The 13,372-nt window shown below is 34.7% G+C and carries 13 protein-coding genes; 10 read left to right on the plus strand and 3 right to left on the minus strand.

Going from position 1 to position 13,372, the window contains the following annotated elements; all coding sequences use genetic code 11:
• Positions 1-135 precede the first annotated feature (135 nt).
• The 3 genes from ACH2BV_RS15675 to ACH2BV_RS15685 all read right to left on the minus strand — a co-directional run bounded on the left by ACH2BV_RS15675 (position 136) and on the right by ACH2BV_RS15685 (position 6,629).
• A complete protein-coding gene (locus tag ACH2BV_RS15675) occupies positions 136-1,575 on the minus strand; it encodes a SusD/RagB family nutrient-binding outer membrane lipoprotein (protein ID WP_395051724.1) in 1,440 nt (479 codons plus the stop codon).
• A gap of 11 nt (positions 1,576-1,586) precedes the next feature.
• On the minus strand, positions 1,587-4,847 hold the full coding sequence (locus tag ACH2BV_RS15680; protein ID WP_395051725.1) for a SusC/RagA family TonB-linked outer membrane protein: 3,261 nt from the start codon (positions 4,845-4,847) through the stop codon (positions 1,587-1,589).
• 84 nt (positions 4,848-4,931) lie between these two features.
• Positions 4,932-6,629 (minus strand): hypothetical protein, encoded by a 1,698-nt coding sequence (locus ACH2BV_RS15685; RefSeq protein ID WP_395051726.1) that lies wholly within the window; start codon positions 6,627-6,629, stop codon positions 4,932-4,934.
• Between the two features lie 271 nt (positions 6,630-6,900).
• Between ACH2BV_RS15685 and rpsL the strand changes: the two genes are divergently transcribed.
• From rpsL to ACH2BV_RS15735, 10 genes are all read left to right on the plus strand, one after another.
• Entirely contained in the window at positions 6,901-7,284 is a 384-nt protein-coding gene (gene rpsL, locus ACH2BV_RS15690; RefSeq protein ID WP_007136570.1) for a 30S ribosomal protein S12, read from the plus strand.
• Between the two features lie 91 nt (positions 7,285-7,375).
• Positions 7,376-7,852: a 30S ribosomal protein S7 gene (rpsG, locus tag ACH2BV_RS15695; RefSeq protein ID WP_194312446.1), complete on the plus strand. Its 477-nt coding sequence runs from the start codon at positions 7,376-7,378 to the stop codon at positions 7,850-7,852.
• Between the two features lie 10 nt (positions 7,853-7,862).
• Positions 7,863-10,019 (plus strand): elongation factor G, encoded by a 2,157-nt coding sequence (fusA, locus tag ACH2BV_RS15700; RefSeq protein WP_395051727.1) that lies wholly within the window; start codon positions 7,863-7,865, stop codon positions 10,017-10,019.
• A gap of 11 nt (positions 10,020-10,030) precedes the next feature.
• The gene (gene rpsJ / locus ACH2BV_RS15705) at positions 10,031-10,336 is read left to right on the plus strand and encodes a 30S ribosomal protein S10 (RefSeq protein ID WP_040473603.1); all 306 of its coding nucleotides are present in this window, start codon (positions 10,031-10,033) and stop codon (positions 10,334-10,336) included.
• Positions 10,337-10,439: 103 nt separating this feature from the next.
• Positions 10,440-11,057 (plus strand): 50S ribosomal protein L3, encoded by a 618-nt coding sequence (gene rplC, locus ACH2BV_RS15710; protein ID WP_395051728.1) that lies wholly within the window; start codon positions 10,440-10,442, stop codon positions 11,055-11,057.
• A complete protein-coding gene (gene rplD / locus ACH2BV_RS15715; RefSeq protein WP_194312443.1) occupies positions 11,057-11,686 on the plus strand; it encodes a 50S ribosomal protein L4 in 630 nt (209 codons plus the stop codon). Before rplC ends, rplD begins: the two co-directional genes overlap by 1 nt.
• Before the next feature lie 6 nt (positions 11,687-11,692).
• On the plus strand, positions 11,693-11,983 hold the full coding sequence (gene rplW / locus ACH2BV_RS15720) for a 50S ribosomal protein L23 (RefSeq protein WP_194312442.1): 291 nt from the start codon (positions 11,693-11,695) through the stop codon (positions 11,981-11,983).
• 9 nt (positions 11,984-11,992) lie between these two features.
• Positions 11,993-12,817: a 50S ribosomal protein L2 gene (gene rplB / locus ACH2BV_RS15725; protein ID WP_143391051.1), complete on the plus strand. Its 825-nt coding sequence runs from the start codon at positions 11,993-11,995 to the stop codon at positions 12,815-12,817.
• A gap of 6 nt (positions 12,818-12,823) precedes the next feature.
• On the plus strand, positions 12,824-13,102 hold the full coding sequence (gene rpsS / locus ACH2BV_RS15730) for a 30S ribosomal protein S19 (RefSeq protein ID WP_194312441.1): 279 nt from the start codon (positions 12,824-12,826) through the stop codon (positions 13,100-13,102).
• Positions 13,103-13,108: 6 nt separating this feature from the next.
• A partial coding sequence (locus ACH2BV_RS15735) for a 50S ribosomal protein L22 (RefSeq protein ID WP_395051729.1) occupies positions 13,109-13,372 on the plus strand: 264 nt, incomplete at its 3' end.

A 13,372-nucleotide genomic window follows, 5' to 3' on the forward strand; every position in this document is an offset into this window, starting at 1 on the left:
ATTAAACTTAAAAATACAAAATAAGGAGCAGAAAAACTAGTTTTCTACTCCTTATTTATTAATCAATTAAGTACTAAAATGACTTTTTCAGTGCCCTCGCTTGCGCTGATGGTTTTGAAATAATTTTAGAGACAATTAGAATTTATCCCAGAAAACTTTCGTTGTTTGTTTATCACCACCTATTGCACTTGATGCTGCTGTATAGTTGGTTTTGTTTAAATTTTGTTCATTAACTGGATAAGTATATCTAGTTGGAACTGGTAGATCAGATACGGCAGGTAAGTTAAAGCCAGGTATGTCATAGGTTCTCCATGCAGTCCAAGCTTCGTAACCTCTATTGTACATAGCCAACCAAAGTTGAGTTCCAATTTTTACTTTATATGTTCCAGGAGCTGTTGCATAATTCACATTAGGCTGAGCCAAGTAAGTTGCTACATTTGGAGCTCCCCAGTAAGCGAAAGAAGCTGTAATACCATTGTTATAAAAGCCGGCAGCGGAAGCAGGAGTTCCTGAAATAGAACGTTCTGCTGCATCTGCTAAGTAAAAGCATACTTCAGAATAGTCCATTAAACAAGCTGGATTTGTTGGGTCGATAATTCTATCGCTAACGTGAGTATAAGCTGTAAAACTATTGTTATCTCCATAAGGCCCACCGACATAAACTCCAGTTCCTTTGTTTTGATCAAAATAGAAAGGTCTTCTAGGATCACTAAGAGTATTCATCTTATCTACTAATGTGTTAGCAACAACAAAATCGGATCTTCCTGATTGTACTAAATCAACCCAAACAGGATTGGTATTAGGTGTTGCATTTGAATAAGTTAAAGAAGCATTATCTGCGTTTGATGTGAATACTCCACCAGTAACAGCTGCTTTGATAGCTGTTGTAGATTTTGCTGCTAAAGCAGGAACATCAGCAACACGTAAACCCATTCTTAACAATAATGAATTACCGAATTTTTTCCAATTAGCATTATTTCCAGCATAAATATTGTCAGCTGCGCCAAAACCATCATCTGATAAATTTGGTATTGCAGCAGTTAAGCGTGCAAGCAAATCTCCATAAATAGTTGCTGCATCATCGTATTTAGGCAATACATAAGTACCTGCATTCAATGCTTGACTATAAGGAATATCCCCATAGGTTTCCACCATTTGAGCCCAAGCATAAACAGTCAAAATCTCAATTTGAGCATTTTTTGTTTTTTTGGTAGCTGCCGGAACTGTAGGGTCTGCATCATTGTTTATTTTTGCAGTAGCTAAATCTAACAATACATCTCTGTATATTTCAGACCAATGGTTTTGTGGAATATTACGTGTGTTGAAATCATAATTGGCTTCATCTACGTAAGTTGTTTCAGTCCAATGTTGGCCTAACATCCTAAAGATATTTACGTTTACATTGGTGCTAGTCATCTGATCAAATAAACTCTTGGTAGCAGCGTTGAATAAAAACTCTGAACTAACCTGTGTAGGGTTTTTTGGATCTCTATTTTTGTTTTCATACTGGTCATCAGATTGACATGATGCCATTAAAGCAAAAATAGTTATAGTTGTTAATATTATTTTTTTCATAATTTTTTTTTTTAAAACTGTAGTTTAAGACTCATTCCAATTTCTCTAATAGAAGGGTAAGCGCCTGATTGGTATCCTTGAACATTTCCAGAACTTAGACCAGCTTCTGGATCTGCATAAGGAGTACTTTTATCGATAATCCATAAATTTCTTCCAATTAAGGATAAACCAACATTTGTGAAAGGTGTTTTTCCTATTACTTTATTGTCAAAATTATAAGTTAAACTTGCTTCACGCAACTTAATATAACCAGCATCATAAACGTGAAGTTTATTAGGAGCTCTAGCATAACCCCAAGCGGTTGTATAAACACTACCTCTAGCTCTAACCTGATTTGGTGTTCCATCAGGAGCAACACCTGGTACAATAAAACCTCCACTGTTGGCTGCATAATTTCCAGGAGTTCCAACGATTGGGTCTCTCACCGGATTTCCTAAATCATTATCGGCAGCTGAGAAGTCATACATACCTGTTGCATAACCATACCAAGTATCTAGTGAGAAAACGTCTCCTCCTTTTTGCATATCAATTAAGAAACTTAAATTTAAGTTTTTATAAGTGAAACTGTTGTTAAGTCCTGCTTTCCAATCTGGGTTGATATCTCCAATTACGATGTTACTTGCAGTTGTTCTTTGGTAAGTACCAATTCTTGAAGCGGAACCTGTTTGGTTTACAATTGGCTGACCATTTGCAGCATAAATGAAATCACTACCTCTTATAGTTCCGTAAGGTTGTCCAGGTGTAGCATTGATAGATACTCCACCTTGTAAAGAAGCTAGTTGTAAGTTTTCAATACCTCCAAGTAATTCAACTACTAAACTCTTATTTTGAGACCAGTTAAGATTTAAATCCCATTTGAAAGAATTTGTTTTAAATGGTGTAACGTTAAATTGTACTTCCACACCTTCATTTTGAATAGTTCCAGCATTTAAAACTGCTGAATTATATCCTGTAGAGGTTGATAATGGAATACTTGTAATTTGGTTTACGTTTAAATCGTGATAGTAAGACACATCAAAACCAACACGTTTGTCTAAGAAAGACATTTCTAAACCAAATTCATAACTTTCTTGTCTCTCAGGTAATAGGTTTAAGTTATTTTGAGCTCCAGGATTTGATGCAATACCAGTGCCATTAAATGGGGTTCCAATATTAAAAGTATTAAAAACTCTGTATGGATTTGTATCACTTCCAACCTCAGCATAATTAGCTCTTAACTTTCCAAATGACAACCATTTTGCATCAATAAGTTTAGAAAAAACTAAACTTCCAGAAACGGAGAAATAATCATATCTGTTACTCTCTTTTGGTAAATTTGAAGAACGGTCAGTTCTGTAAGTACCCTCTAAGTAAGCTAAACCATCATAACCTAAACTCGCTCTTATGTACTCGCCATCAACCATGCTATTTGCTGCATATTCAGCTGGAGCATTGATAGGACCTACGCTGTTTGAAAGCGAATATAAACGCGCTTTGTTTAGACCACCATTAGTGGCTGCAAAAATGCTGTTTTGAATATTGTTTCTTAAGTTATAACCAATGTTTCCTTCCAGGTTTAATTTTTCGGTTAAATTTTTATTGAAATTTAACATTAAATCATAATTGTATTCAGCTACACTATTATTGTATCTTGAATATTCAGAAACATCCGAACTTCCAACATTTATTCTTTCTTCTTGTAGTTCATTATAGGTATCAAATGAAAATCTACCCATTACGCTTAACCAACTGGTTAGTTTGTCGTCTAACGAAACATTACCGAAGTATCTAGATCTAGTGTCTGTTTCATAATTTTCATAAAATACCCAATATGGATTATCTGAATAAATTGGAGCTAAATTGTCATATCCATTAGGATTCCAAGTAATGTTTTCTTTAGTAAGAAAATATGCATCTTTTTGCTCTTTAAAATCAACGTTCATTTGATTCCATTGGCGAAATTGCTGCATTACGTTTTGAGATGAATAACCAGTACCATTTCTTCCTTTTCCATCAGTTTTCATGAAATTCATACTTGCAGAAGCGGTAAGTTTGTCAGATAATTTATGAGATCCTGAGAAATTTATCGTATTTCTTTTAAGACCGCTATTTGGCAAGTTACCCTCTTGAGTTAAGTTAGTAAATCCTAATTTAAAGGAGCTTACATCAGTACCGCCGTCTAGCGTAATAGTGTTTATGGCAGTAGTTGCTGTGCCCCATACATAATTAGGATTGTTTTTACCAGCTACCCAAGGAGTTGCTTTCCCATAAGTTGCAGGTAATTGAGGATAAATAGAATTCCATTGGTAAACCAATTTTGTTGGATCAAAAGCAGCTCCATATGAAGCATCTTCAGTAAAAGGAGTTGTTAAATCATCAATACCATCTCCGTTTATATCTGCTAAATTAAAATATCCATCAGCTGAGTCATAGTAAGGACCATATCCTGCTCCATATTTATTTTGATAAGTAGGCAAAGTAGATTTGTCTGCTTCTCCTGCAGTAAAACTTGCATTATAGGTTACACCAATGCCTTTTTGACTTCTCCCTTTTTTGGTAGTAATCATTATAACACCATTAGACGCACGAGAACCATAAAGGGCAGTCGCAGCAGCTCCTTTTAAAACGTTAATAGTTTCAATGTTGTCAGGATTGATATCAGATGCAGCATTACCGTAGTCATAACCACCTCTACCAGTTTTTTGATCGGATGAGTTCGTGTTGCTGTTATCAACAGGCACACCATCAACAACGAATAAAGCCTGGTTGTTACCGGCTATAGAGTTATTACCTCTAATAATAACCTGAGTAGAACCGCCTAAAGTACCAGATGTTTTAATATCCAAACCAGCAATCTTACCCGAAAGTGAGTTTACAAAATTGGAACTTTTTACTGTTGATACAGCCTCACCTTTTACCTCTTGTGTGGCATATCCAAGAGATTTTTTTTCTCTTTTAATACCTAAAGCGGTTGTGACAACAACTTCACTTAATTGTTCTGCGTCTGATTGCATTTTTACATTAACAGAAGCCGAACTGGCAGTAATTTCTTGGGTTTTCATCCCAACATAGCTAAAAATCAAGACTTGACTTGACGATGCTTTGATAGAATATTTCCCATCAAAATCTGTTTGTGTTCCAGATTTAGTTCCTTTTACTAATACACTCACACCTGGTAAAGGCATTCCTGCATTGTCAGAAACAGTACCCGAAACAACTCTCTCTTGCGCAAAAGTAATTTGCGCCACAAGTACTACTAATAGTACTAAGAATCCATTAAACTTTAGTTTCATTTTTAAATATTTTGAATTAGTGAGACAAAAATCTTAATAATTTGTTAACTTTCCTAATAAATGAAAACCTTTTTTTGATTACTATCAAAATTTAACATTATAACATATAGTAATGATAGTGTTATAAAATTTTATTTGTTGTGTTTTTGTGCTCCCATTTGCAATAACCAATTTGAGTAATCCGTTTTTGGTTTGCACCCCCAATCCAAGTCCAAAACCTAGTAGATTCCCCTTATAATTTATGCTATCATCCTGATAATAGCCATAATCGATAATGGAATGCAGATACAAATCAGGAGAAATTATATAGCGATATTCTGTGATTATTGCGGTCATAAAGTTTGCTTGCAGGCTATTTTCGGCAAACCCTCGAATGGAATTGATTCCTCCAAAACGGTATAATTCATTGATGATATAAGTGTCACTTTTCAAAAAATAATTTTGATAATTTATGTTAAAACAGTTTTTTTTGTTCAAATAGAAGTTATGCATTGCGTTAATGTTAATATAAGTCTGTTTACTTGTCCCTGCAGTTTCGGTTAAATCTGTTGTTTTTCTTTTTCCCAGTCCTATTGTAATGGAAAGATTTGTTTTTTTTGGAAAAGTTGAATTTATGAAATCAAATTTTGAGTATTCTAAATTTGCTGTTAGAAATGAGTTGTTATAATCACTGATGGTGCTGCTATTTGTGTTTTGAATATCACTGGATTCAGTAGATTGATAACCTACATAGATTCGGGTGTTGTAATCCATAAAATAGCCCAAATCAATGGAAGTTTTGGTGTTTTGAAATATGCTGTCTTGTTTGAAAATATATATTTGGGCTTTCATACCCATAGGGCTTTTAAATAAATAAGGCAAATCTATACTAGTTTTGAACGTTTTTTGATTATTGCCGTCACTTTTCCAATAAAGTGAAAATTGTTCTCCAGCTCGAAGTGTGTTTTCCAATGTTAAATCAAGATATCCATTAAAAACTAATTTGTTACTTTCATTATTTGAAAAGCCAATGAAGCCGTCAAAAGTATTGGATTTTCTTTTTTCGAGATATACATATACTTTGGTAGTGTCTTTGGTAAATAATATTTCTGGATTTTTTATTTGGTTTACAAATCCATATTTATCGAAATCATCATGAATCTTGCGAACGATATCTTGATTGAATGTAATGTTGTGGTATTTTCGATTGATTTGTCTTAAATGTCCCTCGGGGAAACTGTTTTTTTTGTTGCTCTCTTCATATTTCACAACAATGGAGTTTAATTTTCTTTGTTGATTAGACTCAAATTGTAAATCAGCGTAAAGTGAATTATTTTTCTTTTGAATGTTGATTAATTTCACTTTTGCCAGTGCGTAACCTTTTTGCTCCAATTTTTGCAAAGTACTGTTTAAAAAAGGTTCTATTTCTTCATAAGGTAGAGTTAAAGTGTCTTTTATTTTATCTAATGCTATCAATTTATTTAAAGCCGGATTTCTACCTATATATATATGTATTGATTTTATTCTTTCGCCCAAGCTGAATTTAGCTATATAACTAGAATCATTTTCTTTAGTGTTTTCAAGGAGTTGATTCTCGATATAGCCTTTTTTTGCTAGTTTTTCAGACACTATATTTATCTCGTCAGTTATGGATTTAAGATTTGTGTGTTTCGGGATGTAGTTCAATGAATCAACAACTTTATTTTCTGGCGCTGAAGTGCTAATTAATTTTAAATGAAAATTCTGGGCAGAACAATTCAAACCGAAGATAAGTAGCGATATAAATAGAATTAGGTTTTTCAAACGCGTTAAATTTCAATAAAAGTAATGCAAATATTCAAAGTTTTCTCTAGTATTTATAAGATAAGGTAATCTTAACGAAATTGCACCATATCTATTGTTTTATTTTTAATCAAGATAGTTATAAAGGCTATTCTGTATAGTGTTAAAGTACAAATATTTACTTCTTGCAAAAATTAATTAATTATGGTTTGTTTAGAAAAAAATAATTACTACATTTGCAACCCCGTAAAAAGCGGGAAATTTAATATATAAGAAATTTTTAGTATTAATTATGCCAACAATTCAACAATTAGTAAGAACAGGAAGAACTCAGATAACTAAGAAGAGTAAATCGGTTGCTTTAGATTCTTGTCCTCAAAGAAGAGGGGTTTGTACGCGTGTTTACACTACTACACCAAAAAAACCAAACTCTGCAATGCGTAAAGTAGCGCGTGTACGTTTGACAAATGGTAATGAAGTAAATGCCTATATCCCTGGTGAAGGACACAATCTACAAGAGCACTCGATAGTATTAGTTAGGGGTGGAAGGGTAAAAGATTTACCAGGAGTTAGATATCACATCGTTCGTGGTGCGCTTGATACATCAGGTGTAGCAGGAAGAACGCAAAGAAGATCTAAGTATGGTGCTAAACGCCCAAAAGAAGCAAAAAAGTAATTTGAAAAGTTTAGAAGTTTAAAAGTTTAAAAGTTTGGCTTTAGCTAAACTATGACCTTTTTAACCTTAAACATTTCTAAAACAAAAAGACATGAGAAAAAGAGCGGCAAAGAAAAGACCACTTTTACCAGATCCAAGGTTTAACGACCAATTGGTAACACGTTTTGTAAACAACTTAATGTGGGACGGTAAGAAATCAACAGCTTTTAAAGTTTTTTATGATGCAATTGACATTATAGAAACTAAAAAGCAAGATGCAGAAAAACCATCATTAGACATCTGGAAAGATGCTTTAACTAACGTTATGCCTCACGTAGAAGTACGTAGTCGTAGAGTAGGGGGAGCTACATTCCAAATTCCAATGCAAATTAGACCAGACAGAAAAATTTCTATGGCCATGAAATGGTTGATTCTTTATTCAAGAAGAAGAAACGAAAAATCTATGGCTCAAAGATTAGCTTCAGAATGTTTAGCTGCGGCTAAAGAAGAAGGAGCTGCTGTTAAGAAAAGAATGGATACTCACAAAATGGCAGAGGCTAATAAAGCTTTCTCTCACTTTAGATTTTAATTCTTAAGAAATGGCTAGAGATCTTAAATTTACAAGAAATATTGGAATTGCTGCTCACATTGATGCTGGTAAAACAACAACAACGGAACGTATATTATTCTATACCGGAAAGTCACACAAAATTGGTGAAGTACACGATGGTGCTGCAACAATGGACTGGATGGCACAAGAGCAAGAAAGAGGTATCACAATTACTTCTGCTGCTACAACTTGTGAATGGAATTTTCCAACTGAACAAGGTAAAATTTTACCTGAATCACTTCCTTATCACTTTAATATTATTGATACCCCAGGACACGTTGATTTTACTGTAGAAGTAAATCGTTCTTTACGTGTACTTGATGGGTTGGTTTTCTTGTTTAGTGCTGTTGATGGTGTAGAGCCTCAATCAGAAACGAACTGGAGATTAGCAGATCAATATAGAGTGCCACGTATGGGATTCGTAAATAAAATGGACAGACAAGGTTCTAACTTTTTGATGGTATGTCAACAAGTGAGAGATATGTTGAAGTCTAATGCTGTGGCCATTACTTTGCCAATTGGTGAAGAAAATGACTTCAGAGGAGTAGTTGATTTAGTAAAAAATCAAGCTATTGTATGGCATGAAGAAGGTTTGGGTGCTACTTATGATGTTGTGCCTATTCCAGAAGATATGCTAGCAGAAGTAAAAGAATACAGATCAATTCTTATTGAAGCAGTTGCTGATTATGATGAAAACCTTTTAGAGAAATTCATGGAAGATGAAGAATCTATTACTGAGGAAGAAATCAATAATGCATTAAGAGCTGCGACTATGGATATGGCTATCATTCCGATGATTGCTGGTTCTGCTTTCAAAAACAAAGGGGTTCAATTCATGTTAGATGCAGTATGTAAATACTTACCATCTCCAATGGATAAAGAAGGTATCGAAGGAATTCATCCTGATGACGCTGATTTATTAGAAGAAGATCAAACTAAAATATTGCGTAAGCCAGATGTTAAAGAGCCATTCGCTGCTTTAGCATTTAAAATTGCTACTGACCCATTCGTAGGTCGTTTAGCTTTCTTCCGTGTTTATTCAGGACGTTTAGATGCAGGTTCTTACGTTTTGAACACTCGTTCAGGAAACAAAGAAAGAATTTCTCGTATTTACCAAATGCACGCTAACAAACAAAACCCAATCGATTATATCGAAGCAGGTGATATTGGAGCAGCAGTTGGATTTAAAGATATCAAAACTGGAGATACATTGTGTGATGAAAAACACCCAATCATTCTTGAGTCAATGAAATTCCCAGCACCGGTAATTGGTATTGCTATTGAGCCTAAAACTAAAGCTGACGTAGATAAAATGGGTATGGCTTTGGCTAAATTAGCGGAAGAAGATCCAACATTTACAGTTAGAACTGATGAAGCTTCAGGGCAAACAATTATCTCAGGAATGGGAGAATTACACTTAGATATTCTTGTTGATAGAATGAAACGTGAATTCAAAGTTGAAGTAAACCAAGGTGAGCCTCAAGTTGAATACAAAGAAGCATTTACTAAAACCGCTCAACACAGAGAAGTTTACAAAAAACAATCTGGTGGTCGTGGTAAATTTGGTGATATCGTATTTAGATTAGAACCAGCAGATCTTGTAGATGGTAAATCTGTTAAAGGTTTACAATTTATAAATGCTGTAAAAGGTGGTAACGTTCCTAAAGAATATATTCCATCTGTAGAAAAAGGTTTCAGAGAAGCTATGAAAACTGGTCCTTTAGCAGGATACCAAGTAGATAGTTTGAAAGTTACTTTATTGGACGGATCTTTTCATCCTGTCGATTCTGATGCACTTTCTTTTGAACTTGCTGCTAGAATGGGTTACAGAGAAGTAGCAAAAGCTGCCGGTGCAATTGTTCTAGAGCCAATTATGAAAATGGAAGTTATTACACCTGAAGAAAACATGGGAGATATCGTAGGTGATATCAACCGTCGTAGAGGTCAAGTGAATGATATGGGTGACAGAGCTGGTGCTAAAACCATCAAAGCTGATGTGCCGTTATCAGAAATGTTCGGTTATGTTACAACATTAAGAACACTTTCATCTGGTAGAGCAACATCTACTATGGAATTTTCACACTACGCAGAAACACCTTCCAATATTTCGGAAGCAGTTATCAAAAAAGCAAAAGGAACCGCTTAATCTTTAAGAAAATGAGTCAAAAAATCAGAATAAAATTAAAATCTTACGATTACATGTTGGTAGACAAGTCTGCCGAGAAAATCGTAAAAACCGTAAAAAGCACTGGAGCAGTAGTAACAGGACCAATTCCGTTACCAACTCATAAAAAACTTTTTACCGTTCTACGTTCTCCACACGTTAACAAAAAAGCGAGAGAGCAATTTGAAGTAATGTCATACAAGAGATTAATTGACATTTATTCATCATCATCAAAAACAATTGATGCTTTGATGAAATTAGAATTGCCAAGTGGTGTTGAAGTAGAAATCAAAGTATAGGTATATTGTATTTAATTCTGCACTGTAAATTGTATTAGGATATTTCTTAATACAATTTGCATTGTATAATATGCAATTTTTTAATAATTAATAAATAATAATTATGTCTGGGTTAATTGGTAGAAAAATCGGCATGACTAGCATTTTCGACGAAAACGGGAAGAATATTCCTTGTACAGTAATCGAAGCTGGACCATGTGTTGTTACCCAAGTCAGAACCAAAGGTGTTGACGGGTACGAAGCGTTGCAACTTGGTTTCGATGACAAAAACGAGAAACATTCCACGCAAGCGGCCATTGGTCACTTTAAAAAAGCAGGAACTGTAGCTAAGAAAAAAGTCGTTGAATTCCAAAATTTTGCAACAGAACAAAAATTAGGAGACGTTATAGACGTTTCAATGTTTGTAGAAGGAGAATTTGTAGATGTACAAGGTGTATCTAAAGGTAAAGGTTTTCAAGGGGTTGTGAAACGTCACGGTTTTGGTGGTGTAGGACAAGCAACTCACGGTCAACACAACCGTTTAAGAGCGCCAGGTTCTGTAGGAGCTTCTTCTTATCCATCTAGAGTATTCAAAGGAATGCGTATGGCTGGACGTATGGGAGGCGAAAATGTAAACGTTCAAAACCTTAGAGTTTTAAAAGTAGTGACTGAAAAGAACCTACTTGTTATTAAAGGATGTGTTCCTGGATGTAACAACTCTTATGTAATCATTCACAAGTAATGGAAGCAAAAGTATTAGATTTCAACGGAAAAGATACTGGTAGAAAAGTTCAACTTTCTGATTCAGTATTCGCAATTGAACCAAATAATCACGCAGTATACCTTGATGTTAAGCAATATCTTGCTAATCAAAGACAAGGAACGCACAAAGCAAAAGAAAGAGCTGAAGTAGCGGGAAGTACACGTAAGATTAAAAAACAAAAAGGAACTGGAACTGCTCGTGCGGGTAGTGCAAAGAATCCATTGTTTAAAGGTGGTGGAACAGTTTTTGGACCAAGACCAAGAAGTTATTCATTTAAATTGAATAAAAGCTTGAAACGTCTAGCAAGAAAATCTGCTTTCTCAATTAAAGCAAAAGAAGCAAACATAATTGTTCTTGAAGACTTCAATTTTGAAACACCAAACACTAAAAATTTCATCAATGTTTTGAAAGCTTTAGGGTTGGAAAATAAAAAATCTTTATTTGTGTTGGGCGATTCGAATAAAAATGTATATTTGTCGTCACGCAATTTAAAGGCGTCTAAGGTTATAAGTAGCTTAGAATTAAGTACTTACGACATTCTAAACACAAATAGTTTAGTGCTCTTAGAGGGTTCTTTAGAGGTAATTGAAGAAAATTTAAGCAAATAATAGGATATGAGCATCATAATTAAACCTATAGTAACAGAAAAAGTAACCAAAGAAAGTGAAGTATTAAACCGCTTTGGATTCTTCGTTGACAAAAAAGCAAACAAAGTGCAAATTAAGAAGGCTGTTGAAGCTGCTTATGGAGTAACTATTTTGAGTGTCAATACGATGAATGTAAGACCGGATAGAACTACAAAATACACTAAAAGTGGACTTATCAGTGGAAAGACGAATGCTGCTAAAAAAGCATTTGTACAAGTACAAGAAGGAGAAACAATTGATTTTTACAACAATATCTAAGATAGAAAAATGTCAGTAAGAAAATTAAAACCTATTACCCCAGGTCAGCGATTTAGAGTTGTGAATGGTTATGACGCCATTACAACTGATAAGCCGGAACGCTCTTTGATAGCGCCGATAAAAAACTCTGGAGGTAGAAATAGTCAAGGAAAGATGACCATGCGTTATACGGGTGGTGGTCACAAGCAGAGATATCGTATCATTGATTTCAAACGTACAAAAGAAGGAATTCCAGCGACAGTGAAATCAATAGAATATGATCCAAATCGTACTGCGTTTATCGCATTGTTAGCTTATGCTGATGGTGAGAAAACATACATTATTGCTCAAAACGGATTGAAAGTTGGTCAGAAATTAGTTTCTGGTCCAGAATCTCAACCAGAAATAGGTAATACTTTACCATTAAGCAGAATTCCATTAGGAACTGTAATATCTTGTATCGAATTGAGACCAGGACAAGGAGCTGTAATTGCTCGTTCTGCTGGAACATTTGCACAATTAATGGCGAGAGACGGAAAATATGCAACAATCAAAATGCCATCTGGTGAAACAAGATTAATCTTGTTGACTTGTTCGGCTACAATTGGAGCGGTTTCTAACTCAGACCACCAATTAGTTGTATCTGGTAAAGCAGGTAGAACAAGATGGTTAGGAAGAAGACCTAGAACAAGACCAGTAGCAATGAACCCTGTCGATCATCCAATGGGTGGTGGTGAAGGACGTTCTTCTGGAGGACATCCACGATCTAGAAACGGTATACCTGCTAAAGGTTATAGAACACGTTCTAAGAAAAACCCGAGTAACAAGTATATTGTAGAACGTAGAAAGAAATAATAAGATATGGCACGTTCATTAAAAAAAGGACCTTTCGTTCATTATAAGTTAGACAAGAAAGTTCAGGAAAACATTGAAAAAGGTAGTAAAGGAGTAGTAAAGACTTGGTCTAGAGCTTCTATGATTACTCCAGACTTTGTTGGACAAACAATCGCAGTTCATAACGGTCGTCAATTTGTACCAGTTTACGTAACAGAAAACATGGTAGGTCACAAATTAGGAGAGTTTTCACCAACTCGATCTTTTAGAGGTCATGCTGGAGCAAAAAATAAAGGTAAAAAATAAGAAGCAATGGGAGTTCGTAAAAGAGAAACAGCAGATGCAAGAAAAGAGGCTAACAAGTCATTGGCTTTTGCAAAATTGAATAACTGCCCTACTTCACCTAGAAAAATGCGCTTAGTAGCAGATCTAGTAAGAGGTCAGAAGGTAGAAAGAGCACTTAACATATTAAGATTCAGTTCTAAAGAAGCTTCAAGAAAATTAGAAAAATTGGTTTTATCTGTAATTGCCAACTGGCAAGCAAAAAACCCTGACGCTAATATGGAAGAAGCTGGT

The organism is Flavobacterium sp., from assembly GCF_043780635.1.
Taxonomy (GTDB): domain Bacteria; phylum Bacteroidota; class Bacteroidia; order Flavobacteriales; family Flavobacteriaceae; genus Flavobacterium.

Coding starts and splice junctions, on each gene's coding strand:
- ACH2BV_RS15675 (WP_395051724.1), bottom strand. CDS start 1,575: ATGAAAAAAATAATATTAACAACTATAACTATTTTTGCTTTAATGGCA.
- ACH2BV_RS15680 (WP_395051725.1), bottom strand. CDS start 4,847: ATGAAACTAAAGTTTAATGGATTCTTAGTACTATTAGTAGTACTTGTG.
- rpsL (WP_007136570.1), top strand. CDS start 6,901: ATGCCAACAATTCAACAATTAGTAAGAACAGGAAGAACTCAGATAACT.
- rpsG (WP_194312446.1), top strand. CDS start 7,376: ATGAGAAAAAGAGCGGCAAAGAAAAGACCACTTTTACCAGATCCAAGG.
- fusA (WP_395051727.1), top strand. CDS start 7,863: ATGGCTAGAGATCTTAAATTTACAAGAAATATTGGAATTGCTGCTCAC.
- rpsJ (WP_040473603.1), top strand. CDS start 10,031: ATGAGTCAAAAAATCAGAATAAAATTAAAATCTTACGATTACATGTTG.
- rplC (WP_395051728.1), top strand. CDS start 10,440: ATGTCTGGGTTAATTGGTAGAAAAATCGGCATGACTAGCATTTTCGAC.
- rplD (WP_194312443.1), top strand. CDS start 11,057: ATGGAAGCAAAAGTATTAGATTTCAACGGAAAAGATACTGGTAGAAAA.
- rplW (WP_194312442.1), top strand. CDS start 11,693: ATGAGCATCATAATTAAACCTATAGTAACAGAAAAAGTAACCAAAGAA.
- rplB (WP_143391051.1), top strand. CDS start 11,993: ATGTCAGTAAGAAAATTAAAACCTATTACCCCAGGTCAGCGATTTAGA.
- rpsS (WP_194312441.1), top strand. CDS start 12,824: ATGGCACGTTCATTAAAAAAAGGACCTTTCGTTCATTATAAGTTAGAC.